We start from the raw sequence: 25254 nt of genomic DNA, 5'->3' as shown, positions 1-25254 counted from the left end.
CTCCAGCACTTGCCCCACCGGCAACCCTGCTACCGGGAGGTCGATGCCGCCGATCCGGCCATGGCAGCCAGGCATCGATCCAGACCATCGAGGAGCGCGTCCAGATCGGGCCTGGCGGCGGTGGCCAGCACCCGCCAGGGCAGCGGTCGCATCGCCTCGGCGATACGCGGGCTCAGTGCGATGCCGGCCATGCCCCGGCAGGCCTCCTCAAGCCCCTCGCGGACGAGCAGGCCCTGGAACGCCGCCGCCGCGCGCGCGGACAGGAAGGGTGCCACCTGGATCATTCCGCGCGCCAGGGCGTCGCGGAGCCGAGGGCTGAGGCATGCGGCGGGGCATGCGGTATAGACCACCACCCGATCCACGGCGAAGCCATCCGGGGCAAGGGCGGCGGCGAGATCGCAGGCCACCGCCTCGCCGCTCAGATAGGTGATGGGCCCGCGCCCCGGGTCCAGCCGGGCGCGCACCAGCCGCAGCAGATCCACGGCGTCGCCGCCCGCGGCCTCGACCCGGGGCAGGCCGGCGCGCAGCAGGGGCCGCGCCGTCGCGGGGCCGACAGCGAGCAGTGGCGGAAGCGCGTCGCGGCTCCCCATGGCCGCAACGGCACGCAGCAATTCCTCCGCGGCATTCGCCGAGGTCAGCAGCACGGCCTGCCGCTCCGCCAGCGCCGCGGAGGCATCCCAGGGCAGCGGCGCCACCTCCAGCATCGGCTCGACCAGGCAGGCGAGGCCGCGCGCCCGCAGCCGGGCGGCAAGCCCCCCGGCCTGGTGGCGCGGGCGCGTGACCAGGGCGCAGTGCACCGCGGCCCCGTCTGCGATCAGGCGAGGACCGCGGATTGCGGTGCGGCAGGCTCCGCGCCGCGCCCTTCCACCCGCAGGATGGTGAGGCGCCGCAGGCGGCCATCCTGCGTCGGCCAGTCGATGGAGTGGCCCTCGGCCAGCCCCATCAGCCCGGCACCGACCAGCGACAGCACCGAGATGCGGCCCTCCGCGATATCGGCCTCGCCGGGCAGCACCACCTGGACCCGGCGCGCCTCGCCCGTCGCCGCGTCGCGGAACTCCACCTGCGAGCCCACTGCGACGACGCCCGCCGGCAACTCACCGGCCGGCACCACTTCCGCGCGATCCGCCTCCTCCATCAGCAGCCGCGCCACCAGCGGGCTGCGCCGCAGCATCACGCTGGCCAGCGCGACCAGCCGGTCGTGGTCCTCGGCCGATAATATCACCGGCGGCCGCAAGGGGTCCGCCTTCGTCTTCGGTGTCATCACATCCTCCTTGTGTCAGGCCGCCGCGGGCGGCGGACCGTCGTCTTCGTCTGCTCCGGCCGCCCCTTGGCGTGCAACCGGCTTGTTCCCGGCGAGGGGCACGAGGCCGGAGCGGTGATCCACCGCGATGAGATGCACATCGAGGCGGCGCCCGTCACGCTGCACGACCTCGACCCAATCCCCGGCGGTGGCGCCGAGCAACGCGGCACCGAGCGGCGCCGATACGGGCAGGGTCCAGCCGCCATCCGCATATTCCTCCGGCATCACCAGAACGCGGGACTCCGGTTCGCGTCCCGCGGCGGCGAAGACGATCCGGGCGCCCAGCACCGCGACCGTGGGTGGCACGGCATCGGGCCGCACCACGCGGCACGCTTCGAGCTTGTCGGTAAGCGCGCGGCCGACCGGATCGTCCGGGTGAAGCCAGAGGCGGGCCAGTGTCCTCAGGCGGGAATAGTCGCGGGAAACCAGGACCGGTGCCGCCTCGGCATCCCGCAGGGGGGTTCTGGCAGGCGGGGCAATGGGCGCGGGGAAGGGGCGGTGGTTCAGGTCATTGATGATGGCGGGCATGAATTGGCTCGTCCTCCCAGGGACTCGCAATGCTCCATCGCCGGAATCGGCGGAAGCACCGCTGCTGTCGTTTCTGAAGAAGGTGGTCCCCGGGTCCGGGTGGGCGTCAGGCGCACCGCCCCCAGGCCCGGGGCTAGGAGCCCGCGACCAGACTTCCCGCGTGAGCGAGGTGCCGTTGAAAGGTTGCACTTTGCCACATGATGGATATCAAATTAACAGCTTGCCACGGTATTTCAAGTCACAGTTGTGTGCCACCGTGTCGCCTGGGCAATGGGCCCAGACCCGCCCTCCAGCCGGTTCCAACGCTGATCCGCTTGGCCGGGATCGCTTCCCCAGGTCTTCAGGAAGCTCGTGCGGGGCGCTGTTCAGGCAGTCTGGCGCAACCGCCGGAGGAGGGCGCGTGCATCCTCGGCCTTCACATCCGGCAGGGGCGGTCCGTTGCCGCCCGCGGTGGCCGGCGCCCGGAGGCCGAGCAGGCGCCGCAGCAGCCGTGCCACGGTGACAGGATCACGCTCCTCGGCGGGCAGGGCACGCAGTGCGGCGAGCATGCCCTCGGCCTCAAGGGGCGCGAGGCGGCCCTCGGCCCTTGCGTCGTCGGCCCAGCAGAGCAGGCGCACGAGCGGCACGGTCAGCGGACGCAGGTTATGCGCGGCGTAGAGCACCACCAGATCCTCCTCCGTGGCGCGGCCACGACTGAGCAGGTCATGCACGCGCCCCGAGCCGAGGACCGTGCCTGGCGGCAGCCTGGGATCCACTGCCAGCAAGGCCCCGGTGCTGGCCGCGCCGAGGAGCATATGGCCTCTTTGCCTGGCCCGGCCTGCCTCCTCGGGCGGCAGCCGCGGGCCCGCCTCCAGAACGCCATCCAGGATCACCGCGATGGCCCCCGGCGGAAGCGCGTCGAGGTCGCCGCGGCGAAGCGGCGGGCGGAGCACGGTCCCAGGCGGCAGCAGCCCCTGCGCCTCGGCTCGGGGCAGGCTCGGCCCGAGGAACACGACGGCAGGAGATATTGACGGGCCGGTGGTCATCGGCGGCACCTGGTGGCTGGAGGGACGGTTCCGGGAGCAATGCACGGCATCGAGGGGCGCATCCGGGCGGTATCGGCGGAAGCCGGCCTGGACGAGGCCGGCGCCGGGAGAGCCCGGCAAATCCGGATGCGGCAACTGCTGGAAGCTGTAATGTGGAGTCATGTTTCGGAGGTCCCGCCGCGGCGGGGAAGGCAACGATGCGGCTGACCGCCTATACCGACTATTCGCTGCGGACGCTCATGTACCTGGCCCTCAAGCCGGACGGCCTGGCAACCATTGCCGGCATCGCCGCCGCCTATGGCATCTCGGCCAACCACCTCATGAAGGTCGTGCACCAGCTTGGCCTCGCGGGCGATATCGAGACGGTCCGGGGGCGCCAGGGCGGCATGCGGCTTGCCCGCAGGCCCGAGGACATCAATATCGGCCAACTCGTGCGGCGCATGGAGCCGGACCTCAACATGGCCCCCTGCTTCGCCGGCCCCGCGCTCTGCCCCATCACGCCGGCATGCGTGCTGCAGAGGGCGCTCAGGGAGGCGCTGGAGGCGTTCCTCGCGGTGCTGGACCGTTATACGCTTGCCGATCTGGTTGCACCGGACAGATCACTCGCCGGCCTTCTCGGGATGGAAGATCCCGGGCCGGTTCCTTCACGGCAGTCGCCACGGCATCGCGCGTCCCCTGCCAAGGCCTGATCCGGCGGCCCGGGGCCAGGCAGCGGGAACGGTTCCGCCGGGATCGCGGCCGCTTCTTCAGCCGATACGGGTGAAGATGATCGCGGCGCCGATGACGAAGACGATATTCCAGAACAGCATGTCGATCAGGGTGCGGATCATCATGCGGTCATCCTCCAGCTTGGCGCCCAGCCGGTTGGCGGCCAGGGTGCCCGGAGCCCGGAAGATGCGCAGGGGAATTCGGGCCAGCGCCTGGCACCGGGTCGGTGCCTCCTCGGCGGAAGGCATCGGGGCGTTGGTGCTGGTGCCGGCCATGGCAGCCTCCTTCGGGTTGGCTCCGCAGCATGTGGACAGGCCCGCGCCAAATGCAATATGGTAAATACATCTTATTCGCAGCGCCATGATGCCGCCATGGCGAGCCTTTCCCGGCCAGGCCGCCGGGGTACACAACGCCCCCTCGGCCCGGCGCCTGTTTGGCTCAACCATGGCCATTCCGCCATGCGCACGGAACGGCCGGCCGTGACGATGCGGGAAGGGTCGCGGGGAGGGTCTGGGCCAATTCGCCAGCCATGGCGCTTCCTGGGGTCTTTTAGCAAAAAAACTGCAGTCAACCGCCAATCAATCTCGTTTGCCCGCTGAAGCCAGGCATGCCAGCCTGCAATCGCGTAACTTCAGCCGGCGAATCCTGGCGGTGACGGAACCGGCGCGCGGGTGGAGGCATGTAGAACGCATGTTCAAGGACGCCGACCTGCACGACCTCATGCTCAGGCTGCGGGCAAGACGGGAGCCCTATGCGGTCGCCACGGTCGTGGAAACCGAAGGCTCGACCTCGGCCAGGCCGGGCGCCAAGGCGCTGATCGCAGGCCAGGACGCCGTGCTGTCCGGCTGGGTCGGCGGTGGCTGTGCCGAATCGGCGGTCCGCCAGGCCGCGCTGGATTGCCTGCGCGACGGCGAGCCCAGGATCATCGAACTCGACCTGAACGACGAGGTCCTTGGCACCGGAATGCCGTGTGGCGGCAGCATGCGTGTCTTCGTCGAGCCCATGCTGCCCCGGCCGACGCTGTGGATCCTGGGACATGGACGGGTGGCGGAGTGCCTTTGCGGATTTGCCGCCACGCTTGGCCTCCGTGTCGTCGTCAACGACACGCCGGCGGTGGATCCGACGCGGTATCCCGATGCCGCCGAGATCATCGGCGACGACTACGACTATGAGCGGCTGACGCCAGGGCCCGAAGACTCCGTCATCATCGCGACGCAGCACAAGGGCGATCACGTCTCGGCGGTGCGCGCGCTGCGTTCGCCAGCCCGCTACATCGCCGTCATCGCCAGCGGCAAGCGCTCCCGGCTGGTGCGGGAATTCCTGCGCGGAGAGGGTTTCAGGGAGGAGGAGCTCGCGCGGCTGCACGCGCCTGCGGGGCTCGATCTCGGCGCGCGGACGCCCGAGGAGATCGCGCTCTCTGTCGTGGCCGAGATCGTCATGCTGCGCCGAGGCGGGAGCGGGGGGGCCGCTGCGCCAGGACGCCGGCAACCACCCTGCCGATGCGCCCGCGAATCACGCCGGCCAGCCGGTGGAGGCGAAGTGATGCCGGCCGGGATGGACGAGGCCGGACAGGGCAGGTGGCCGGCGGTGGCCTCGCCGGAGGAGGATCCCAATGCGATCATCACCTGCAGTTCGCCCCCCCTGCTTCCTGCACGAGCTCGACCCTTCCTATCTGGGCTATCTGAATCGGGGCGAGGTGCAGGCGCTGCTCGCGGCATTGCTCGATGCGGAATGGCCAGGCACGGAACTGGAGAAGGCCTGGCGGCGTGCGATGCTGCAGCGGCATCTCGATCGCCTCGGCGGCCCGCCCGATTGCGGCACCGGCGGTCCCCAGGGCCAGGCCGCCATGCCCGATGATGCTCCGGGCGCAGCAGCCGAACCGCACCTGTCTCCGCAGGAGCACCTGGCGCAGAGGCTCAGGGAGGCACTGCCGCGCCTGCAGGATGCGGCGCTGCGGCACGACCTGGAGCAGGAATTGGGCACGCTGGAACGCGCCTTCCGGCGATGGGCCTGCGACCCCGGCCTGGGCTAGGCCGTGCAGAGCTGGGAGGAAGTGCGCGCATGGCGCAAATCCGAGCGGGCAGCGCTGCTCGCGCGGCGCTCGGCCATGCCTCGCGATGAGCGCAAGGCGTGCGAGGAGGCGATCACCGCCCTGATCGGGCGATCGGTGCCCGAACTTGGGCAGGTGCGGAGCCTCGGATTCTACTGGCCTTTCAAGGGGGAATACGACCCGCGGCCACTGGCGCGCTCGCTGCACGCGCAAGGGCTGCGCCTGGCCCTGCCGGTGGTGGTCGAAAGGGCGAGGCCGGTCGAATTCCGCGCGTGGTGGCCAGGCATGCGCCTGACACCTGGGGTCTGGGGCATCCCGGTCCCGCCCGAGGGGGAGCCGGTGCTGCCCGAGGCGCTGCTGGTGCCGCTGCTCGGCTTCGACGGGCAGGGCTACCGGCTGGGCTATGGCGGCGGCTATTATGACCGGACCCTGGCGGCGATGCCGGTGAAGCCGCTGGCGGTCGGCATCGGCTTCAGATTGTCGCGCCTGCCGACCATCCACCCGCAGCCGCATGACGTGCCCATGGACCTGATCGTCACCGAGCATCGGGCCTTCCGGGCCGGAGGTGCCGTCGCGGGCGAGCATGTGGAGGAGGGAAGGCATTGAGCGACAGCGCATCCCCGGCAAGGCGGCTGGAGCGGCTGGGCCGCGCCATCCTGGAATCCCCATCGGACGCCATCATCTTCGCCGACCGCGAGGGCGTGATCCGCTTCTGGAATCCGGGGGCCGAGCGCTTGTTCGGCTTCACGGCCGCGGAGGCGGCCGGCCAGTCGCTCGACATCATCATCCCGGAGCCGCAGCGTGCGCGGCACTGGAGCGGGTTCCGCCAGGTCATGGAAACCGGCGAGAGCCGCTACGGCCAGGGCGATGTCCTTGCCGTTCCTGGCCTTCGCAAGGATGGCTCCCGCATCTCGCTCGAATTCACCATCGTCCCGCTGCACGACGCGGAAGGCCGGATGGAGGGCATGGCCGCGATCCTGCGCGACGTGAGCAAGCGCTTCGAGGAAACCCGCGCCCTCAGGCGCAAGCTGGCGGAGGCGGCCGGCCGCCTGCCCTGACCCGGCCCGGGATGCACGGTGTCGTCCAGGGGGGTTGGCGTGGCAGGGCTGGTGCCGGTGCCTGGGGACGACCAGATACCTTCGACCATATGCCGACGGGAGGGCAGCATGTCCGATGCAGGGAAGGAACTCGAACGGCGCATCCGTGAGCGCGCCTACTTCCTCTGGCTCCAGGAAGGCCGCCCTGAGGGCCGCAGCGCCGAGTTCTGGGAATGCGCCTGCGTGCTCGAGCATGAAGCGGCGCGCGAGGCCGAGGAGAGGCGCATCGATGCGGAGGAGCGGGACAGTTTCCCGGCGAGCGACCCGCCTTCCCATACCGGGATCACCGGGGAGCGCCGGAACGGGCCTTGAGGCGGGATGACACCGGGTTCGCGACGCCCCGTCGGGGGCCGCGGCGCCGCCCGTGATGCCGCTGGCCAGGACCAGACGCCAATCCAGGCGAAACGGGCACTTGGGCGAGTGACCGGAACAGCGATGCAGACCTCTATTCGCCTCTCCTGATCCAAGGCGGCGTGGCTGCGGCGAGGCAGCCGAGCCAGGAATTCCACGCCATCTGCGAGAGCCGCATCCAGAACAGGAGGGGATCGGCTGGCCCGATCAGGCGCCCGAGGGGTTCCAAGGACGGCGCCGCCCGGAAGGCTATCATGATCTGCTCCCCTTCATGGTCCTGCGCACCGCGGTGAATGATCGCGATGTCCAAGTTGGGCAGACGGGCGAAAGCCCGTGTCTCGTTCCGCTCGCCGCTCGCCATGGTGCGACTCCTTCCCGGTGCGGGTGGGCATCCAAGCGCGCGACGGGCCATCCGGGATGCGACGTGCCGGAGAAGCACAGGCACCGTGGCCGCAAAGTCACAGACGAATGCCGCCGGCCGCCTGCAAAACCGGCGTTCCGGCTTCGGCCCGGGGGCCGCCCTGGGCTGCCCGCCGCCCCCGCGCCGCTCAGAACGGCGTGTCGCCGCAGATGGTGACGCGGTGCATGATTCGTGTCTCGGCCGGATAGTCGTTGATGGCGAAGTGCTGGGTGCAGCGATTGTCCCAGAAGGCGACCGAGCCGGACTGCCAGCGGAAGCGGCAGGTGAATTCCGGGCGTGTCGAATGCTGCATCAGGAAGTCGATCAGCGGCCTGCTCTCCGCCTCGGTCATGTTCTCCAGCTTGTGCACGTGGCCGCCGATATAGAGCGCCCGGCGGCCGGTTTCCGGATGCGTGCGGATCAGCGGATGCGTCGTTGTCGTCTGGGTTTCGCCGGGGTCCTTCACCTTCATCGAGATCTTGTCGGCGTAGAATTCCTTGCGCGTCTTGCCGTCATGGCTGCTGAAATTGTCGCCGCGGCTGACAGCCTTCAGCGGATCGAGCATCGCCCGCATGCCCTCCGACAGGCTTTCATAGGCGAGATACTGGTTGGTGAAGAGCGTGTCGCCACCGGCCGAGGGCACCTCCTTTGCATAGAGCATGGTGCCCATGGCGGGCTTCGCGGTGAACATCTGGTCGGAATGCCAGGAGCCGCCGAAGTTCTTCTTGTCGGCCGGGGTCTTCCTGATCTCCAGCACCTCCGGGTAGTCGTCCATGCCGGCCATATAGGGATGCAGGTGGATGTCGCCCCAGCGCCGCGCGAAGGCGAGCTGCCGGTCGGGCGTCAGCCTCTGGTCGCGGAAGAAGATGACGAGGTTGTCGAGCAGCGCCTGGCGGATCTCGCCGATCACCTCGTCATCGAGATCGCGCGACAGATCGACACCCTCGACCTCGGCACCGAGCGAACCGGCGATGCGGCTCACCTCGAGATGCCGGTATTGGCTGTTCCGCAACTCTGGCATGGTCTCCTCCATCCTGGTTTTTTTGGCGGTGGCCGTCGTCGCCGCAATGCCGGACCCACGCGCTTTGCACCGATCATGGTCCGGTGCAGTGTCGAGGGGAAGGCCGCGATTCGGGAGAGGGCCTCCGGGCAGGCACGGCTTGAACGCCGGCGGGCCGGAAGCTACGCCTTCCCGGGGCGCAACAAGACTCCCGCGACCGTGGAGGGGAGGGGGAATGGATACGGATTACCTGGTCATCGGCGCCGGCTCCGCAGGCTGCGTCGTCGCCAGCCGGCTGAGCGAGACGGGTGCGCGGGTGACACTGCTCGAGGCAGGGCCGCGGGACTGGTACCCCTGGATCCATGTCCCTGCCGGCATGCTGAAACTGCTGCAGAACCCGCTGGTGAACTGGAACTACACGACCGAGCCGGAAGTGGGCAGCGGAGACCGCGCCATCCGCTGGCCGCGCGGCCGCGTCCTCGGCGGGTCGAGTTCCATCAACGGCATGCTCTATGTGCGGGGCAACCCTGCCGACTTCGATGGCTGGGCGCAGATGGGCTGCCGCGGCTGGAGCTACGACGACGTGCTGCCCTATTTCCGCAAGTCGGAGGACTACGCCCCGGGTGATGGGGCCTTCCGCGGCAAGGGCGGCGTATTGAAGGTGGAGGATTACCGCACCATCCTGCCGCTGACACATCGCTTCGTGGAGGCGGCGCAGCAGGCCGGCCATGCCTTCCGCAAGGACCTGAACGGAGCGGAGCAGGAAGGCGTCGGCTATTCTCAGATGACACGCAAGGGGCGGTTCCGCGGCTCGACCGCGCGGACCTTCCTCGCCGCCGCGAAGGGGCAGCCGAAGCTGCGGGTGGAGACGGAGGCGCTGGCGACACGGCTGCTCTTCGAGGGTAGGCGCTGCGTCGGGGCCGCTTTCCGTCAGCGCGGCCAGGACCGCGAGCTGCGCGTGACGCGTGAGGTGATCCTGAGCGGGGGCACGGTGAACTCGCCGCATCTGCTGCAGGTTTCGGGCATCGGCCCGGCGGCGCATCTGCGGGAGATCGGTGTGCCGGTGCTGCACGAGATCGCCGCGGTCGGCGCCAACCTGCAGGACCACTATGTCGCGCGCGTCCAGCACCGGGTGCGGGATGAAATCTCCACCAACCAGCTCGCACGCGGCCTGCGCCTAGCGCGGGAGGTGGCGCGCTTCGCGGTGCGGGGGAATGGCGCGCTGACCTTCGGCGTCACCACCGCGCAGGTCTTCTGCCGCTCTCGCGAGGGCCTCGCCAGCCCGGACCTGCAACTGCTGTTCACCCCGGCCAGCTACGAGGCCGGCAAATTCGGTGTCCTTGAACGCGAAGCGGGCATGACGGTCGCGGTCTGTCCGGTGCGGCCGGACAGCCGCGGCACGATCATGGCGCGCTCGGCCGATCCTCTCGAAAGGCCGGCGATCCGTCCGAACTACCTCGCCGCCCGGTCGGATCAGCAAGTGCTGGCGGCTGGCATCCGCTTCACGCGGCGGATCTTCGCCGCGCCCGCGCTGGCGCGGCACAGCGCGCAGGAGATGATGCCCGGCCCAGAGACCGTCTCGGACGAGGACCTGCTCGGCTACATGCGCGAGCACGGCACCACCATCTACCATCCCGTCGGCACCTGCCGTATGGGCGAGGACCCCGCGAGCGTGGTGGATTCGCGGCTGCGCCTGCGCGGCATCGGCGGCCTGCGGGTCATCGACGCCTCGGTCATGCCGACATTGACGACGGGAAACACCAACGCCCCCACCATCATGATCGCCGAGAAGGGCGCCGCCATGATCCGCGAGGATGCCGCTGCCGCATAGGGGCGCAGCAGGCCCCCTATTTGTCGGCGGGTTTTGGAGACGGCCGCTTGCCCGTCGGCGGCTGGGAAAATGGCGAGGCGGCGATCGCCGCCGGTTTCTTGGCGGCTTTCGGCTTCTTCGGCTCCCGGCCGCTGCGCTTCTGGCCCTTTGCCATGTCGTCCTCCCGGTACTGGATTGTCCTGGCCGTCACATGGAGGCTTGCTCAGCCCGGCTGCGGGGGGAGCCGCGGCCGGGGACTCCGGTTCCTCCTCCTCCTCGAAATCATCCGCCCAGATATTCAGCAGCCCGCCAACGCCGGGGCCGCGCCGCCGCAGCTTGTGGCGGACGATCTCCTCGATCCGCGGCTGCGCCTTGGCAAAGCAGAGCAGCACTTCCGCCGGCTTGAAGTGGCGACGCTCGCTCACATCCTGCAATGCGGTCAGAGAAATGGCGCAGGCGACGCGCTCGCCTTCCGCCTCGACATCGAACAGAACGCGACGCCCATCCAGCCGCGCCCTTGAACCGGTATCCGCCTGTGTCTTGGGCGCCATGCCTTGAAGTCCCTTTCCGCCGCCATTGCGGCCCTGGTTCGTGCGAAGCCTCGGTCGAAACCTGGCGCCGGATCACGAAACCGGCGCTGTCCAACAGCTTTTCCGCCATCCCGGCGGCGTAACCACCTGGTGGCTGCAACCCGGCATGTCCCTTCAACGCGGAAGCGCGCTCGAAGACCATCACGTCATGCCGGATTCCCGTGTCCATCGGCCCTGTGGCTTCCGGCGTAACGGGGGCTCGGCGGCCATGCGGTCCGGGAGCATAGGGGCCAAAGGCCAGCAGAACGCCGGCATCAAAGACACACCGCAGCAACCACGACAGACCTGCCAAACTTCGCCGGCAGATATGCCAGTCCTAAATGGTACCTCGCCGCCCGACCTTCAATGTTCATTGGCCGCAATATTTCCCGGATGTCACGCGAAGGCGGGCGTAGGCGGCAGCTTCCCTCAGCCGCGGGGGAATTCCGCCGGGGTCAGCCGGCCCAGTTCAGTCAGCAGCAGCGGCCAGGTGCGCAGACCTTCCTCCAGCGAGGACAGTCGGAAGAATTCGTTCGGCGCATGCGCGTCCTCATCCGGCATCGCCAGGCCGAACATCAGGCTGTCGATGCCCAGACGCTCCTGGAACATTGTCGTGATCGGCACCGTGCCGCCCGCCCGTGTCCGCACCGGCCGGACGCCATGCACCCGTTCCGTCACCCGTTCCGCCGCCGTCAGCAGCGGATGGTCGCCATCCAGCGTGAAGGCGCGGGTGCCGCCTGGGCGGTAGTCGAAGCGAAGCTCCACGCCGGGCGGGCAATGCGTCTCCAGATGTGCCCGCACCGTCGCCTGCGCCCGGGCCGGGTCCTGGCCCGGCACCAGGCGCATGGTGAGCTTGGCGGAAGCCTCGCAGGGCAGCACGGTCTTGCCGCCGGCGCCGGTATAGCCGCCCCACATCCCGTTCACCTCGACCGTGGGCCGCAGGGTGATCCGCTCGCGCAGCGTATAGTCGGGGTCGCCATAGGGGGCGGCCCCGAGATCCGCGTACCAGCCGGCCTCGTCGAAGGGCAGGGCGGCGCTTTCGGCGCGGATTTCCGGCGTGATCTCCATGGCGCCATCGAGGAAGCCCGCCACGCGGATGCGCCCCTGGTCGTCATGCAGGGAGGCGACCAGCCTTGCCATCTCGTGCAGGGCATTCCGCACCGCGCCGCCGACCCGGCCGGAATGCGCGTCCTTGGCGGCGGTCCGCAGCGCCACCTGCAAGGCGCAGATGCCGCGGCAGCCGACATTCACCGTGGGGACGCTGGTGCTCGCGCGCCCGCCATCGGCCGAGAGCATGGCATCGGCCGCCAGCAGGTCGCGATGCTTCTCGATCAGGGCGGGCAGGGAGGGGCTACCGACTTCCTCCTCGCCTTCCAGGAACAGCTTCACATTCACCGGGCAGCCGCCTTCCACCGCCAGGAAGGCGCCGATGGTCTCCACCGCCACCAGGGTCGAGCCCTTCACATCCGAGGCGCCGCGCGCATAGAGCCGGCCATCGCGGAGCGTGGGCTCGAAGGGGGGGGCGTCTGCCACAGGTCCAGCGGATCGGGCGGCTGCACGTCATAATGCCCGTAGATGATGAGCGTCGGCCGGCCCGGGGCGCCGTTCCAGGCACCGTAGATCGCGGGCTGGCCGCCGGCCTCCAGCAGCCGGACATCGGCGAGGCCGATCTCGCGCAGCCGCGCCAGCAGGAATTCCCGCGCCGCCTGCATCCCGGGCGCATAGGCGGGGTCGGTGCTGACGCTCGGCAGCCGCAGCAGCGCGGAGAGCCGCTCCAGGATTTCCCCCTTGCGGGACAGCAGGTGTTTGGCGACCGCTTCGCTCATGCGTGCATCTCCCTCGCGCCCGCCAGTCTCCGCCAGGTGGGGCGCCGCTTCAATGCCGGCGGAGCACGGTCAGCCAGGTCGCCAGCAGCAACGCGCCGCCGCATGCAGCCATGATGGGGATCGCCCGGCCGGGCCCGATCGCATCCGCCAGCACGCCAATCGCCAGCACCCCCGCCGGACCCATGCCGATGCAGGTGGTGACCAGGCCAAGCACGCGGGAGCGCGCCTCGGGCGGCGCCCGGGTCACTGGCAGCGCGGTCTGCAGGGCGGAGAACAGCGCCGTGCCGATGCCACCCAGCATCAGCATGCCCGCCGCCAGCCAAAGGGTCGGCATCAGCGGCAGCAGCACCAGGCACAGCATGGTGAAGCCGCCGCCGGCCACCATCAGCCCCGGCAGCAGGGGCACCCCGCGGCGGGAGGCGAGGAACAGCCCGGTCAGCAGCGCCCCGGCCGGTTCCGCGGCGGTCAGCAAACCGACCTGCAAGGGCGTGGCGCCATAGGCGGCGCTGCCGAGCGCCGGCAGCACCGTGGTGACGCAGAAGCCGAAGACATTCATCGCGATGGTGACCAGGATCACCACCTGCAGGACCGGCATCCGCCGCACCACCCGAATTGCATCGGCGATGTCGGCGGCGACCTTCCGGACATGCAGGCGTCCCGGCGGCTGGCTGTGCCGCAACCCTGCCAGCAGCAGCAGCGCCAACAGATAGCAACTGCCGGCGAGCGCATAGGCGGCGGCAAGCCCGAGTGTCTCATAGACCAGGCCACCGATCAGCGGCCCCGCCATGCGGGTGGTGTTGGTGGTCAGGCTATCAAGGGCGACCGCCTGCACCACGTCCCGCTCGCCCGCCGCCTCCGTCACCATGCGGCGGCGGGACGCCATCTCCCCGGTCCAGACCAGCCCCGCCAGCAGCCCGTTGGCGCCGAGATGCCAGACCTCCAGCCGCCCCGCCAGCGCCAGGGCCATGATGATGAAGGCGCCGGCGGCGGTCAGCGCCTGGCCGGCCATCAGCAGCCGCCGGCGGTCCAGCACCTCCGCCACCGCGCCGGCCAGCGCGCCGGCAAAGAGCATCGGCAAGGCCCGCACCAGCGCGACCAGGGCCACCGCCAGGGCGGAGCGCGTCACCTCGAAGGTGAAGACGGCGCCCACCAGGATATCCACCCAGCGCATGGCATTGGCCAGCCCACCCACGGCCCAGAGGCGCAGGAAGGCGGGGTTGGCAAACAGGCGGCGCAGGGGATGCTGGGGCGGTTGCTGGCCCATCGATGCTCGGCTGGCGTTTGCGCCAGGGTTCCGTGTTCGGGCCAAACTGTCGAGGGGCTGGCAGTGCGCGCGATCCGGTGCAGGATCAGGCGGGAGTCCCGGAGGAACCGCCATGCCCTATGCCCCGTCCGAAGGCGCCCGGCTGTATTACGAGGAAGCCGGCACCGGCCACCCCATCATCTTCGTGCATGAATTCGGCGCCGACCATCGGGAATGGGAGGACCAGATGCGGTTCTTCTCCCGCGAATACCGCTGCATCGCCTATGCAGCGCGCGGCTACACACCCTCCGACGTGCCGGAAGACCCGGCGCTCTATGGGCAGGAGCATGCCGTCAATGACATCGCCGCGGTGCTGCGGCATCTCGGCATCCCCCGCGCGCATGTCGCCGGGCTTTCCATGGGCGGCTTCGCGACGCTGCTGTTCGGCATCCGCTACCCGCAGATGGCGACGGCGCTGGTGGTGGCCGGTGCCGGATCGGGCTCGCCGCGGCAGGAACAGGCCGCCTTCCGCGCGGCCTGCGAGGCGCGGGCGGCGAAGCTGAAAGCCCAGGGCTGGCCCGGCGAATTGGCCGAGGAAACCGGCCACAGCCCGACCCGCATCCAGCTCAAGAAGAAGGACCCGCGCGGCTGGGCAGCCTATATGGCGCGGCTTGCCGAGCATTCCGGCCTCGGCTCCGGCATGACCATGGGGCACTACCAGGGCGCGCGGGATTCGATCCTCGACTGGGAGGCCGACCTGCGGCGGATGGCAGTGCCGACCCTGCTCGCGGTGGGCGATGAGGATGCGCCCTGCATCGAGACCAACATCTTCCTGAAGCAGGTGCTGCCGAATGCCGGGCTCTGGATGCACCCGCGCACCGGCCACGCGATCAACCTGGAGGAGCCGGCCGCCTTCAACCGCGCCATGCAGGAGTTCCTGAGCACGGTCGAGCGTGGCCGCTGGAGCCTGGACGCGAAGGGCTAGAAGGGATCCGGCCGCAACGGGAAGCCCCATCCCGGTTCAGGCCGGGCCGGTGATTCGAGCAGCGCGGCGACGAATTCGGTCGCCGGCTGCCGGCGCAATCGGCCGGCGTCCCGATCTGTTCGAGCCGCCCCTCCCGCAGCACCGCGACGCGGTCGGCGACCGCCAGCGCCTCGGCCGGACCATGCGCGGTCAGGAGGGTGGTGAGGCCCAGCCGCTCCTGCACGCGCCGCAGCCAGCGCCGGGGTGCGGCGGCGGCGGGGTCGAGCGTGCCGAAGGCCTCGCCCAGCAGCAGCAGCCGGGGTGAGGCGGCAAGGGCGCGGGCCAGGGCCAGGCGATGGCGCTGCGCCGGCGGCAGGGTGGCCGGCAGCCAGCCGGCATCCTCGCCGAGCCCCACCAGGCCAAGCAGCCGGTGCACCTGCTCGGCCTGCTCGGCGGCACCGGGCGCCGGGCCGTCCGGCGCGTCGGGAATGGCCGCCGCCACCGCGTCGAACACCGTCGGATGCCCGAAGAGCGGATCATGCTGGAAGACATGCGCGATACCGCGGCGGCGCGGCGGCAGCCGGGCGATATCTTGCCCCTCCAGCAGGATGCGGCCGGAATCCGGCTCGTCCAGCCCGGCGACCACGCGCAGCAACGCGGCTCTGCCGCTGCCCGGCAGCCCGAGCAGGGCAACCAGCTCGCCCTGGCCGATCTCCAACGAAACCCGATCGAGCACCGTGCGGCTGCCCGCCCGGCCGAAGACGCGCTTCGTGAGAGTCTCGATACGCACCGCCACCTTGCTGCCACCCTCCAGCTTCGCCAATGCTACTTGATATTCTACTAAATAAGTAGACTTAAATTTGCATGGGCCAGACCCTCAACCGCCCTCGATTTCCTCCCGCAGCATCTCAAGCTCCAGCCATTCCTCCTCGGCCCCGGCAAGCTCCGCCTGCTTTCCCGCCAGCGCCGCATTGAAGCGCTCGAACCGCGCACGGTCGCGGGCATAGAGGCCGGGATCGGCCAGGGCTGCCTGCAACTGCCCGATCTCGGCCTGCAAAGCCTCTATACGGGCGGGCAGGGTCTGCAAGGCGTGCTGCTGCCGGAAGCCGAGCTTACGCTTCGCCGCGGGAGGCGGCACCTGCGCCGCGGGTTTCGGGGCCACCGGCCGTTCCGTCGCCGGAACCGGCTTCGCGTCCACGCCCCGGCCGCGCTGCGCCACCATGTCGCTATAGCCGCCGGCATATTCCTGCCAGCGCCCATCGCCCTCGGCGACGATCACCGAAGTCACCACGCGGTCCAGGAAGTCGCGGTCATGGCTCACCACCAGCACCGTGCCCTGGTAATCCGCGAGCAATTCCTCCAACAGGTCCAGCGTCTCGAGGTCGAGGTCGTTGGTCGGCTCGTCCAGCACCAGCAGGTTGGAGGGCTTGGCCAGGGCGCGGGCTAGCATCAGCCGGCCGCGCTCGCCGCCCGAGAGCACGCCGACCGCGGTGCGCGCCTGGTCCGGCACGAAGAGGAAATCCTTCATATAGCCCACCACATGCCGCGGCGTGCCGCCGACAAAGACCATGTCGCCGCTGCCCCCGGTCAGCGCCTCGGCGAGCGAGGTCGCAGGGTCCAGGCTCTCCCGCTGCTGGTCCAGCGTCACCATGGCCAGCCCGGTGCCGAGGCGCACCGTGCCGGCATCGGGTGCCAGGGCGCCGGTCAGCAGGTTCAGCAGCGTGGTCTTGCCGGCGCCGTTCGGGCCGACGATCCCCACCCGGTCGCGGCGCAGCAGCCGCGTGGTGAAGTCCCGCACCACCGGCGCGCCGCCATAGCCTTTGGTAATGCCGTCCGCCTGCACCACCAGCGTGCCGGAAGCCTCGCCCTCGCTGGCCGCCATCCGCACCGTGCCGGTGGCCCGCAGCGCTTCCCGCCGGCGCTGCCGCAGCGCCGCCATCTCGCCGACGCGGCGCATGTTGCGCTTGCGCCGGGCGGTGACGCCGTAGCGCATCCAGTGCTCCTCCCGCACGATCTGCCGGTCGAGCTTGTGCTGGTCCCGTTCCTCCTCCTCCAGCACCTGGTCGCGCCAGGCCTCGAATTGCGCGAAGCCGCGGTCCAGCCGGCGGGTGGTGCCGCGGTCGAGCCAGACCATGGCGCGGGAGAGGGTTTCCAGGAAGCGGCGGTCATGGCTGATCAGCACCAGCGCCGCCCGCATCCCGCGCAACTCCTCCTCCAGCCAGGCGATGGCCGGCAGGTCGAGGTGGTTGGTCGGCTCGTCCAGCAGCAGGATGTCGGGGGCGGGGGCCAGGGCACGGGCCAGTGCGCAGCGCCGCGCCTCGCCGCCCGAGAGCCGCGCCGGATCTTCCTCGCCCCCAAGCCCCAGCCGCTCCAGCAGGTAGCGCGCGCGGTGGGGGTCATCGCCCGGGCCGAGCCCCGCCTCGACATAGGCGAGCGTGCTGGGCGCGCCGGCGAGGTCCGGCTCCTGCGGCAGGTAGCGGAGCGTGGTTCCGGGTTGCAGGAAGCGCGTGCCCGCCTCCGGCTCGACCAGCCCGGCGGCGATCCGCAGCAGGGTGGATTTGCCGGAGCCGTTGCGGCCGACCAGCGCCAGCCGCTCGCCGGGCCCGACCGAAAGCGTCGCCCCCCTGCAACAGCGGCGTGGTGCCGAGGGTGAGGTGGATATCCTGGAGGAGGAGAAGGGGAGGTGCCATGGCGTGGCCGGCAAAGGCGGCGAGGTTGCGCCCCGCGTCAAGCACCCGGGACGCTACGCCTTGGCCTCGTCGTCCTCCATCTCGATCACCGGCGGCCGCGGCGCCGCGCTCCAGAGCCGCCGATAGGCATCGAGCGGCAGCAGGATGAAGGCGTCGGCGCCGTTCCGCGTCAGCACCACCGGGCCGCGGATCGCCTGGTCAACCAGGCTTGGCAGGGATTCCTCCAGCACGCCCATATCGGCGCGCGGGATGCCCTCCAGCCCAGGCGCCGGATCGCCCTCCGGGCTCGGCCGGATCGCCTCGTCCTCGTGACGCTGCCTGCCAGCCATGCGCGATATGATCCTCCATTCTGCCGGTGCAGGATGCAGCGGAAGGCGACAGGCCGCCTGGTCCTTGGCGTCTGCATCCCGAGACTGAAACTCCAGGCCGAACTTCCGGTATGCAGATACGCCACTCTAAGTAGAACAAGCACGCGCATCAGACCAATCCATTTTCTGGAGGCTGAGCAAGACGCGGCATGCCCGGCCCGCGGGAGGGCTCAAAAGGCCGCGTGCAGGCGTAGGCCGAAGATCGGTACCGGGCCGCGATCGGCATTGTAGGCCGGGTTCACCACGAGCTGGAGGTTGGCCGCGGCGTTCAGCCCGGGGGCCAGGCGGATATCGTAATAGGTCTCCAGGATCGTCTCGGGCGCATAGCGCAGCCGCCCGTCGCCGGTGATGAAGCCGATGCCGCCCGCCGCCAGGAAGCGCCGGTGCGCATCCGAGAGGCCACCGACATTGAAGCCGAAGCCGACGGTGTCCTCCGGCCGACCCCAGCGCTGCCCGGCCAGGGCCAGGCCGGCGGAGGCGGACCAGTCCATCTCGGTGAACATCCAATTCTGCGCCCGCCCGTCATTCCAGGCGAGCCTGGCGAAGACGCCGAGGCTGTCATTCACCTCCTGCTCCAGGTTCAACGCCGCCATGCCCTTGGTGCGGAAGGCGCGCAGCCCCTCGGTATCCTCCTGGCCCGCCAGCACCGCCCCGGTGAGCGCGGCCCAGGTGGCGGAGCGGGTGCGCGAGAGGCCGCCCAGCAGCCGCACGGTCCCGGGCCGCTGCCCGATCTCCCAGCTCCGCTCCACCTGCGCCAGCCATTGCCAGCCCTTGAAGAATTGCGGCTCCAGCGACAGGGAATTCACCCGCCGGGCCACCATGAAGCCGCCGGTCCGCAGGCCCCAGGTGCCATCCTCCCATTCCAGCACCAGGCCATTGGTGAAGCCGCGCGCATCGGCGGCGAAGTCGAAGGCGCCGGCGCCGATCAGGGCCCAGTTCAGGAACTGGCTGCGGGGGTCATGGGCGTAGCGGTTGTCATCGAAGAAATCCCAGACCGAGACCTTGCCGGCGGTGATGGTGATGCGCTCCCGCGGCAGGGGGCCGGCGAAGCGCATCGGGTCGGGGTCCTGCCCCTCGGTGTCGGCGCTGAGGCCGATGGTCTGGCGCAGGAACAGGCGGGAGAGGAAGGCATAGGGGTCCTGGCTGCCCAGCCGGAAAGCCTCGCCATTCGGGAAGGCGGCGATGCCCCGCGCATTGGACAGGCCGAAGCCGCGGGTCACGGAGGGGACCGCCACGACTTCCGCATCCCGCCACAGCCGGCGGCCGAGCACGAGGTCGATGGATTGGGTATTCTCCAGGCTGAAGCGGGGCGAGAGGCTGTTCTCGCCGCGATAGGGCGAGCGGATGCGGGTATGGCCTTGCAGCACGCCGGTGAATTGGCCGCGCAGCAGCCAGCCCTGCGCTTCCAGCCGGGCCAGCCACTCCTCCGCGCCATCGAGCAGGGCATCGATATTGGGCTGGTAGATCGGGCCGGCGGTGCCGCGCTGGGCGCCCGCATCGCCGGGCAGGAGCAGCAGGGCGGCCAGCAGCAGCGCCCCGGGCCAGCCCACCTGCCTGAAACCTGCCATGAATCGATCCTTCCCGGCCGCCGCGGTGCTACGTGACCGAACCGGCCGCGGCAACCGCAACCCGATCGGTTTTCGCCAGGCTGTCACGCGGGATGCCCGGACCGGCCCCGGCGCTGTTGGGGGAGGGTTTGACCGGCCGCGCCGCCTCGCCGATCCTGCGGCTCCCGGGAGGACCCCTCAGATGACCGAACGCCCCTTTACCCGCACCGACCTCGACCTGCTGCGCCGCTGGGACACGCCCACCATCTGCAATGCGCTGGAACTGGTGGTGCCGGCGCGCCGCGGCCGCGGCTATACCCTGAAGCCCTTCGTCGCCGCCGACCCCGGCCTGCCGCCGATCTGCGGCCTGGCGCGCACCGGCCAGATCCGCGCCGCCGCCCCCTCCGGCCGCACCCGCCAGCAGGACAAGGATGCCCGTGTCGGCTGGTACGAATACGTCGCCGATGCCGACCTGCCCACCATCGTGGTGATCGAGGACCTGGACGAGAGCCCGGGCTTTGGCGCCTTCTGGGGCGAGGTGAATTCCAATATCCACAAGGAGCTGGGGGTTCTGGGCTGCGTCACCAGCGGGTCCTTCCGCGACCTCGACATGCTGGCGCCGGGCTTCCAGATCATCGGCGGCATGATCAATCCGTCGCATGCCCATGTGCATATGGTGGATTTCGGCCGCGACGTGTCGGTCCACGGCATGCCCTGCATGCATGACGACGTGGTGCATGCCGACCGCCACGGCGCGGTGGTGATCCCGGCCGAGGCGGTGCGGCAACTGCCCGCCGCGATCGACCTCGTTGCCCGGCGCGAGGCGGTGATCCTCGACATGTGCAAGCGCGACGATTTCGACATCGGCAAGCTGCGCGAGGCGCTGTCCAAGGCGGACGAGATCCACTGAGGCCGTCCGATGACCAAAGGGCCGAACGACCCGGCGGTCTGAATCGGCCGGCGCAGGATGCGAGGCCGTCCGATGACCAAAGGGCCAAATGGCCCGGCGGTCTGAATCGGCCGGCGCAGGATGCAGGACCGGCGCTGCCGGCAGGATGCGTGCTGCTGGCCGCCATCGGCCTGCTGTCCGGCGCCGCCGGTGCCGCCGCGCAGGAATGGACGGGGGCCTTGCCCGCGCTGGCACCCGCATTGCGGGCCTGCCTCGCCGGCGACCCGCCAGGTTTCGCCACGGCTGCCGAGGCGCTGCCCGGCGGTCTCGTGGCGGCACGCATCCAGCGTGGCAGCACGATGGAGGATTGCCTCGCCCGTGCCTCGGGCGAGGTGTTGCGGCGGCAGGCGCGGCCCGATCTGCCGGCCGCCGCCCCTTCGGCCCCGGCTTTCTTCCTGGAACGCCGCTGCGCCGATGCGCTGCGGGTAGAGGGGCCAGGGGGTGCCGTGCTGGGCTGGCTGGCCTATCCCGGCTGCTGATGCCGCCGCGCCTCTGCCCGGCCTCCTTCCCGGCCAGGGTGGGGGTGCGGTCGCCGGCATGCTATTCCGGCCGCCCCTATTGCAGCGGAGCAGGAGATTCCATGCGTGACGACGCCGGCCAGGCCCCGCCGCTTGCCATCGTCCGGCCTGATTGGGTGGATCATTACGGCCATATGAACATGGCCTTCTACCTGGCCGTATTCGACATGGCGACCGACCAGCTCTGGCCGGAGCTCGGCCTTGGCCCGGCCTTCCGGGCGCAGGGCCTCGGCACCTTCGCGGCCGAGACCTGGGTGAACTATGTCCGCGAGGTGCGGGAGGGCATGCCGCTCAATTGCACCAATGAGGTGCTGGGCTTCGACGGCAAGCGGCTGCTGGCCCTGCACCGGATGCACCACGCCACCGAGGGCTGGCTGGCGGCGGAGAACGAGGTCCTCTACCTCTGCGTCGACCTCGAAGCGCGCAAGGTCGCGGCTTGGCCGCAGGCGATCCTGGACCGATTCGCCGCGCTGGCCACCGGCAATCCGCCGCGCCGGCTGGCGCTACGGCGGCGCGAATAGCCTCAGACCACGCCGATCCGGCGCCGCAGCGCCTCCACATCCGCCCGCCGCGGATGCGCCGTGCCGGGCCGCATCACCGCCGCGGCGCCTGCCGCCATGCCCCAGGCGAAGGCCTCGCGCGGGCTCTCGCCGCGGGAGAGCATCAGCACCATGGCGGCGAGGAAACTGTCCCCGGCGCCGACTGCGCCCAGCACCGGCACGTCCAGCGCCGGCAGCCGCAGCACACCGCCGGGCTCGGCCAGCAGCGCCCCCTCATGGCCGAGCGTGACCGCCACCAGCTCCGCCGCGCCCTGCCGCACCAGGTCGAGCGCCGCTTCCTCCTGCGCCGCCGTGGAGGGCAGCTTCCGGGCGATCAGGGATTCGAATTCGCCGCGGCTCGGCTTGATGAGCGCAAGGCCCTGCCCGAGCGCCGCCCGCAGTGCCGAGCCGGAGGTATCGAGCACGAAGCGCTGGCCGCGCCGGGCGGCAATGCCGGCGGCGCGGGCATAGAGGTCATCCGGTACGCCCCGCGGCAGGCTGCCGCTGGCGACCAGCCAGCCGCCCGGCACTGTCTCCAGCGCGTCCAGCGCTGCCTGCCATTCGGTCTCGGCGAGCACTGGGCCTTCGGGGACGAAGCGGTATTCGAGCCGGGCCGAGAGATCGTAGACGGTATGGCTGATGCGGGTGCGGCTGGCGATCGGGACCGAATGGCGCGGCACGCCGCCTTCATCCAGCAATTCCTCCAGCAGCCGGCCGCTGACGCCGCCGGCCAGGATCACCGCCAGCGTCTCGCCACCCAGCTCGCGCAGCACGCGGGAGACATTCACCCCGCCGCCGCCGGAATCGAAGCTCTCGTCCCGCGTGCGGGTCTTGCGCACCGGCTGCACCGCCTCGGCATTGGAGGCGATGTCAACGGTGGGGTTCAATGTCAGGGTGACGATGCGTTCTCGCATGCGGTGGTCCCGGCCCGGTGGTTCCGCATCCTAGAGCGTGATCGCTTGAGGTGCTCGCACCGAAAAGCGTGAATCACGCGATCAAACAAAGGCCTGGAGCATGATGCGTGAACGAAGGTGAACGCATCATGCTCCAGCGCGAATGCGGCGGCCCGGTTCGGCTGCGTTCCGCGCTGCGGAGCGGCCCATCAGCCGGCCGGGATGCCGGCCTGGCGGATCACCCCGGCCCAGCGCTCCAACTCGATTCCGGAGTGGAGGCAGGTGCGGCGGCCAGTGGCGTCAAGCCGCCATACCTTCCGGGCTCCGGTGGGTTGCGGCCGGCAGCGGGCCGATATCACCTTTTGCGGAGAGGCAACCATCCTTCCGGGTGCTTGCGCCGCCACCCTGTCATTCTGCGGCCGGCCGATGCGCGTCCGGCCCGGGCCGGGCACCGGACGCAGCGTAACCGCGGCCACGCCTGATCCGAAGACCGGAACATAGTCCCTGGGAGGGCCGCATGCTTCGCAACCTGATCCTCGCTTCCGTCCTCGTCACCGGCGCCGCCTGCACCACCACCGATGCCGCACCGCCACAGGCGGCCGCACCGGCACCGATGGCCGCCGCGCCAGCGCCGATGGCCGCCATGCAGCCGGGCCAGCGCATGCCGGTCGCGGCGCTGCCGCAGGGCGCCTCGATCCGCAATGTCATGATCAGCCAGGGCGGCGGCGGCATCGACGTGGTCTATGCCATGCCGCCCGGCTCGCCGCAGTCGCAGCGCGTGGTACGCCTGGAGAATGTGAACGGCATGCTCGAAGTGGTCTACGACACGCGCATGTCCGCCGCCATGCCGCTCGGCAGCGGCGGCAGGCCGCGGCTCGTGCAGCAGGGTGGCGGCATGTACAACGTGGTCTACGACCGCTGAGGAATGGGCGCGGCGCCTCGGAAGCAAAGGCCCGGGGCGCCCGGCACCAGGGAAGGCTCGGCTGGCGGCGTGTTGCCTGTCAGCCAAGCTGCAGGTTCATCCGCTGCAGCACCGGGCGCCAGCGGTCGGCCTCCTGCCGCAGGAAGGCCTCGGCTTCCTCCGGCGTGGAGCCTGCCGCGAATTGCCCCTCGGCCAGCAGGCGTTCGCGCAGGCCGTCCTCCCGCAGCGCCTGGGCAGCCGCCTGCGACAGGCGCTCCACCGCAGCGCGCGGCGTGCGGACCGGCACCACCAGGCCGAAATAGGTCTGCGCCACCGTGCCGGGCGCGAATTCGGTGAAGGTCGGGATATCAGGCATGAAGGGCATGCGCCGCTCGCCGGTCCAGCCGATGATGCGGCCCTGCCCGTTGCGGTGCGGCTGGATGGCGCTGGCGCCGCCCACCACCAGCAGGTCCAGCGTGCCGGCGAGGAAGTCGTTGAGCTGGGCGGCGTCGCCGCGATAGGTCACGTCCTGCATGCGGATGCCGAGCGCATCCGCCACCAGCACCGCGGCGATGTTGTTGAAGCTGGAGGGACCGTTGGTGCCGTAATTGAGTTGCCCCGGCCGCGCCTTGGCCAACGCCACGAATTCCCGGGACCGTCGCCGGCAGTCGGTTCTGCACCAGGAAGGCGAAGGGCAGGACGGAGAGCAGCGAGGCGGCCGCGAAATCCTCGGGCTTGTAGGGCAGGTTCCGCATCAGCAGCGGGTTCAGTGTGAGGGTGGTGCCTGAATTCACCAGCGCCGTATGGCCATCCGGCGCCGCGCGGGCGACATATTCGGCGCCCACCACGGTGGCGCCGCCCGGCCGGTTCTCGACCAGCACCGGCTGGCCGAGCATGGGCGCCATCCGCTCCGCCAGCAGCCGCGCCATGACATCGGTGGAGCCGCCGGGCGGGAAGGGCACCACCAGCGTGACCGGCCGGCTGCTCGCCGCCGGCTGCGCCAGGGCCGGCGCCGCCAGGCCGAGGGCTGCGCCAAACCCGAGCAGGGGCCGCCGCCCGAGACTGTAGCCTGTCATTCCATCCTCCCGGTATTTCCGCCCAGGCTGGCACGCCGGAGCGGGGCGGGGAAGCGGCGGCTTGACGCCGGGCGGGCCGCATCCTGCTATGGCCGGCAACCGCCCCCAGTTGGCGCCCCAGGAGAAAGACCATGTCCGAGCATATCCGCGTCGCTGTCGCGGAGGGTGTCTGCACCGTGACGATCGACCGGGCGGAGAAGAAGAACAGCCTTACCCGCGCCATGTATGCCGGGCTCGCCGATGCGGTCGAGATGGCCGCGCGGGAGGATGCGGTACGCTGCCTGCTGCTGACCGGCAGCGGCGATGTATTCTGCGCCGGCAACGACATCGGCGAATTCCGCAACCGGCCTGCCGACGATGGCCCGCCGCCGAGCAAGCGCTTCTATTTCGGCCTGGCGAATTTCGAGAAGCCGGTGGTGGCCGCGGTGCCCGGCCTCGCCATCGGCATCGGCTGCACCATGCTGATGCATGCGGACATCATCTATGCCGCGCCGGAGGCCCGCTTCCGCCTGCCCTTCGTCGATCTCGGCGTGGTGCCGGAGCTTGGCTCCTCGCTGCTGCTGCCCTGGCTGGCCGGCCACCACCGCGCCTCGGAGCTGATGCTGCTCGGCGAGTTCTTCGATGCCGCGACAGCCAAGGAGATCGGCCTGGTGAACCGCCTGGTGCCGCTGCCCGAATTGCTGCCCAATGCCACGGCCACCGCCGCCGCGCTGGCGCGCAAGCCGGCGGAGGCGTTGCGCCTGACGAAATCGTTGCTGCGCCGGGACCGCCCGGCGCTGCTGGCGCGGATGGAGGAGGAGCGGGTGATCTTCGCCCGCCAGCTTGCCTCGCCCGAAACCCAGGCCATCATGGCCGGCGTGCTGAAACCCAAAGCCTGATTACGGAACACAGGAAACCGTGCC

General features: G+C 70.4%; 28 protein-coding genes and 3 pseudogenes. 13 read left to right on the top strand and 18 right to left on the bottom strand.

What is annotated here, in order from left to right:
• Positions 1 to 29: 29 nt before the first annotated feature.
• The 4 genes from KSF81_RS17365 to KSF81_RS17350 form a co-directional block, all read right to left on the bottom strand.
• Complete coding sequence (locus KSF81_RS17365) at positions 30 to 797, bottom strand: uroporphyrinogen-III synthase (RefSeq protein ID WP_217380053.1); 768 nt, start codon at positions 795 to 797, stop codon at positions 30 to 32.
• Between the two features lie 17 nt (positions 798 to 814).
• Positions 815 to 1261, bottom strand: coding sequence for a nucleoside diphosphate kinase regulator (rnk, locus tag KSF81_RS17360; RefSeq protein WP_217380052.1), 447 nt, complete (start codon positions 1259 to 1261; stop codon positions 815 to 817).
• A gap of 15 nt (positions 1262 to 1276) precedes the next feature.
• Entirely contained in the window at positions 1277 to 1828 is a 552-nt protein-coding gene (locus KSF81_RS17355; protein ID WP_217380051.1) for a hypothetical protein, read from the bottom strand.
• A gap of 365 nt (positions 1829 to 2193) precedes the next feature.
• Positions 2194 to 3015 carry a TfuA-like protein gene (locus KSF81_RS17350; RefSeq protein ID WP_217380050.1) on the bottom strand — a complete coding sequence of 274 codons (822 nt, stop codon included), beginning with the start codon at positions 3013 to 3015 and terminating at the stop codon, positions 2194 to 2196.
• A gap of 35 nt (positions 3016 to 3050) precedes the next feature.
• Here KSF81_RS17350 and KSF81_RS17345 point away from each other — a divergent pair, with 35 nt between their 5' ends.
• Positions 3051 to 3542, top strand: coding sequence for an Rrf2 family transcriptional regulator (locus KSF81_RS17345; protein ID WP_217380049.1), 492 nt, complete (start codon positions 3051 to 3053; stop codon positions 3540 to 3542).
• A 57-nt stretch (positions 3543 to 3599) separates the two neighbouring features.
• On the opposite strand, the gene KSF81_RS17340 is transcribed toward KSF81_RS17345, so the two are convergent.
• On the bottom strand, positions 3600 to 4013 hold the full coding sequence (locus KSF81_RS17340) for a hypothetical protein (protein ID WP_217380047.1): 414 nt from the start codon (positions 4011 to 4013) through the stop codon (positions 3600 to 3602).
• A 238-nt stretch (positions 4014 to 4251) separates the two neighbouring features.
• Here KSF81_RS17340 and KSF81_RS17335 point away from each other — a divergent pair, with 238 nt between their 5' ends.
• The 5 genes from KSF81_RS17335 to KSF81_RS29945 all read left to right on the top strand — a co-directional run bounded on the left by KSF81_RS17335 (position 4252) and on the right by KSF81_RS29945 (position 7020).
• The gene (locus KSF81_RS17335) at positions 4252 to 5418 is read left to right on the top strand and encodes an XdhC family protein (RefSeq protein ID WP_217380046.1); all 1167 of its coding nucleotides are present in this window, start codon (positions 4252 to 4254) and stop codon (positions 5416 to 5418) included.
• Positions 5408 to 5593, top strand: coding sequence for a hypothetical protein (locus KSF81_RS17330; protein ID WP_217380045.1), 186 nt, complete (start codon positions 5408 to 5410; stop codon positions 5591 to 5593). Before KSF81_RS17335 ends, KSF81_RS17330 begins: the two co-directional genes overlap by 11 nt.
• Before the next feature lie 3 nt (positions 5594 to 5596).
• Positions 5597 to 6217: a 5-formyltetrahydrofolate cyclo-ligase gene (locus KSF81_RS17325; protein WP_309139597.1), complete on the top strand. Its 621-nt coding sequence runs from the start codon at positions 5597 to 5599 to the stop codon at positions 6215 to 6217.
• The gene (locus tag KSF81_RS17320; RefSeq protein WP_254453592.1) at positions 6214 to 6669 is read left to right on the top strand and encodes a PAS domain S-box protein; all 456 of its coding nucleotides are present in this window, start codon (positions 6214 to 6216) and stop codon (positions 6667 to 6669) included. Before KSF81_RS17325 ends, KSF81_RS17320 begins: the two co-directional genes overlap by 4 nt.
• Before the next feature lie 108 nt (positions 6670 to 6777).
• Positions 6778 to 7020, top strand: a complete 243-nt coding sequence (locus tag KSF81_RS29945) for a DUF2934 domain-containing protein (RefSeq protein WP_254453591.1) — start codon at positions 6778 to 6780, stop codon at positions 7018 to 7020.
• 133 nt (positions 7021 to 7153) lie between these two features.
• Here KSF81_RS29945 and KSF81_RS17310 read toward each other — a convergent pair whose 3' ends face one another.
• Together KSF81_RS17310 and KSF81_RS17305 are read right to left on the bottom strand one after the other, a co-directional pair.
• Entirely contained in the window at positions 7154 to 7420 is a 267-nt protein-coding gene (locus KSF81_RS17310; RefSeq protein WP_217380043.1) for a hypothetical protein, read from the bottom strand.
• 187 nt (positions 7421 to 7607) lie between these two features.
• The gene (locus KSF81_RS17305; RefSeq protein WP_254453590.1) at positions 7608 to 8480 is read right to left on the bottom strand and encodes a TauD/TfdA family dioxygenase; all 873 of its coding nucleotides are present in this window, start codon (positions 8478 to 8480) and stop codon (positions 7608 to 7610) included.
• A gap of 214 nt (positions 8481 to 8694) precedes the next feature.
• Between KSF81_RS17305 and KSF81_RS17300 the strand changes: the two genes are divergently transcribed.
• Positions 8695 to 10290, top strand: coding sequence for a GMC family oxidoreductase (locus KSF81_RS17300; RefSeq protein WP_217380041.1), 1596 nt, complete (start codon positions 8695 to 8697; stop codon positions 10288 to 10290).
• A 359-nt stretch (positions 10291 to 10649) separates the two neighbouring features.
• On the opposite strand, the pseudogene KSF81_RS32245 reads toward KSF81_RS17300, so the two are convergent.
• From KSF81_RS32245 to KSF81_RS17280, 4 genes and pseudogenes are all read right to left on the bottom strand, one after another.
• Positions 10650 to 10820 (bottom strand): annotated as a pseudogene (locus KSF81_RS32245) (hypothetical protein); the annotation flags it as partial.
• Positions 10821 to 11267: 447 nt separating this feature from the next.
• The gene (locus tag KSF81_RS17290; protein WP_217380040.1) at positions 11268 to 12371 is read right to left on the bottom strand and encodes a M20/M25/M40 family metallo-hydrolase; all 1104 of its coding nucleotides are present in this window, start codon (positions 12369 to 12371) and stop codon (positions 11268 to 11270) included.
• Positions 12299 to 12664, bottom strand: a complete 366-nt coding sequence (locus tag KSF81_RS17285) for a hypothetical protein (protein ID WP_217380039.1) — start codon at positions 12662 to 12664, stop codon at positions 12299 to 12301. Before KSF81_RS17285 ends, KSF81_RS17290 begins: the two co-directional genes overlap by 73 nt.
• Before the next feature lie 49 nt (positions 12665 to 12713).
• Positions 12714 to 13928 (bottom strand): MFS transporter, encoded by a 1215-nt coding sequence (locus KSF81_RS17280; RefSeq protein ID WP_217380038.1) that lies wholly within the window; start codon positions 13926 to 13928, stop codon positions 12714 to 12716.
• A 112-nt stretch (positions 13929 to 14040) separates the two neighbouring features.
• Here KSF81_RS17280 and KSF81_RS17275 point away from each other — a divergent pair, with 112 nt between their 5' ends.
• A complete protein-coding gene (locus KSF81_RS17275) occupies positions 14041 to 14892 on the top strand; it encodes an alpha/beta fold hydrolase (protein ID WP_217380037.1) in 852 nt (283 codons plus the stop codon).
• Here the strand turns inward: KSF81_RS17275 and KSF81_RS17270 are convergent.
• From KSF81_RS17270 to KSF81_RS17255, 4 genes and pseudogenes are all read right to left on the bottom strand, one after another.
• Positions 14822 to 15694 (bottom strand): ATP-binding cassette domain-containing protein, encoded by an 873-nt coding sequence (locus tag KSF81_RS17270; protein ID WP_217380036.1) that lies wholly within the window; start codon positions 15692 to 15694, stop codon positions 14822 to 14824. The two genes, KSF81_RS17275 and KSF81_RS17270, sit on opposite strands and share 71 nt — an antisense overlap.
• Positions 15695 to 15748: 54 nt before the next feature.
• Positions 15749 to 17561, bottom strand: a pseudogene (locus KSF81_RS17265) (ABC-F family ATP-binding cassette domain-containing protein).
• A gap of 53 nt (positions 17562 to 17614) precedes the next feature.
• Positions 17615 to 17890, bottom strand: a complete 276-nt coding sequence (locus KSF81_RS17260) for a type II toxin-antitoxin system Phd/YefM family antitoxin (RefSeq protein WP_217380035.1) — start codon at positions 17888 to 17890, stop codon at positions 17615 to 17617.
• A gap of 209 nt (positions 17891 to 18099) precedes the next feature.
• Positions 18100 to 19497, bottom strand: coding sequence for a carbohydrate porin (locus tag KSF81_RS17255; protein ID WP_217380034.1), 1398 nt, complete (start codon positions 19495 to 19497; stop codon positions 18100 to 18102).
• A gap of 181 nt (positions 19498 to 19678) precedes the next feature.
• On the opposite strand from KSF81_RS17255, the gene KSF81_RS17250 reads away from it, so the two are divergent.
• The 3 genes from KSF81_RS17250 (at position 19679) to KSF81_RS17240 (ending at position 21464) form a co-directional block, all read left to right on the top strand.
• Positions 19679 to 20386 (top strand): RraA family protein, encoded by a 708-nt coding sequence (locus KSF81_RS17250; RefSeq protein ID WP_217380033.1) that lies wholly within the window; start codon positions 19679 to 19681, stop codon positions 20384 to 20386.
• 149 nt (positions 20387 to 20535) lie between these two features.
• Positions 20536 to 20904, top strand: coding sequence for a hypothetical protein (locus KSF81_RS17245; RefSeq protein ID WP_217380032.1), 369 nt, complete (start codon positions 20536 to 20538; stop codon positions 20902 to 20904).
• Positions 20905 to 21005: 101 nt separating this feature from the next.
• Positions 21006 to 21464, top strand: coding sequence for a thioesterase family protein (locus KSF81_RS17240; protein WP_217380031.1), 459 nt, complete (start codon positions 21006 to 21008; stop codon positions 21462 to 21464).
• 2 nt (positions 21465 to 21466) lie between these two features.
• Here the strand turns inward: KSF81_RS17240 and KSF81_RS17235 are convergent, their stop codons facing one another.
• Positions 21467 to 22396: a 1-phosphofructokinase family hexose kinase gene (locus KSF81_RS17235; RefSeq protein WP_217380030.1), complete on the bottom strand. Its 930-nt coding sequence runs from the start codon at positions 22394 to 22396 to the stop codon at positions 21467 to 21469.
• A 496-nt stretch (positions 22397 to 22892) separates the two neighbouring features.
• Here KSF81_RS17235 and KSF81_RS17230 point away from each other — a divergent pair, with 496 nt between their 5' ends.
• Complete coding sequence (locus KSF81_RS17230) at positions 22893 to 23297, top strand: hypothetical protein (protein WP_217380029.1); 405 nt, start codon at positions 22893 to 22895, stop codon at positions 23295 to 23297.
• Positions 23298 to 23376: 79 nt separating this feature from the next.
• On the opposite strand, the gene KSF81_RS29940 is transcribed toward KSF81_RS17230, so the two are convergent.
• Positions 23377 to 23919 (bottom strand): tripartite tricarboxylate transporter substrate-binding protein, encoded by a 543-nt coding sequence (locus KSF81_RS29940; protein WP_309139596.1) that lies wholly within the window; start codon positions 23917 to 23919, stop codon positions 23377 to 23379.
• Positions 23920 to 23947: 28 nt separating this feature from the next.
• Positions 23948 to 24205: pseudogene (locus KSF81_RS32240) on the bottom strand (tripartite tricarboxylate transporter substrate-binding protein); the annotation flags it as partial.
• Between the two features lie 278 nt (positions 24206 to 24483).
• Here KSF81_RS32240 and KSF81_RS17220 point away from each other — a divergent pair.
• The gene (locus KSF81_RS17220) at positions 24484 to 25230 is read left to right on the top strand and encodes an enoyl-CoA hydratase-related protein (RefSeq protein WP_217380027.1); all 747 of its coding nucleotides are present in this window, start codon (positions 24484 to 24486) and stop codon (positions 25228 to 25230) included.
• The last annotated feature ends 24 nt before the right edge of the window (positions 25231 to 25254 follow it).

This window comes from Siccirubricoccus sp. G192, assembly GCF_019084075.1.
Classification (GTDB): domain Bacteria; phylum Pseudomonadota; class Alphaproteobacteria; order Acetobacterales; family Acetobacteraceae; genus G192.
This window is presented reverse-complemented; position numbering and strand designations above follow the sequence as displayed.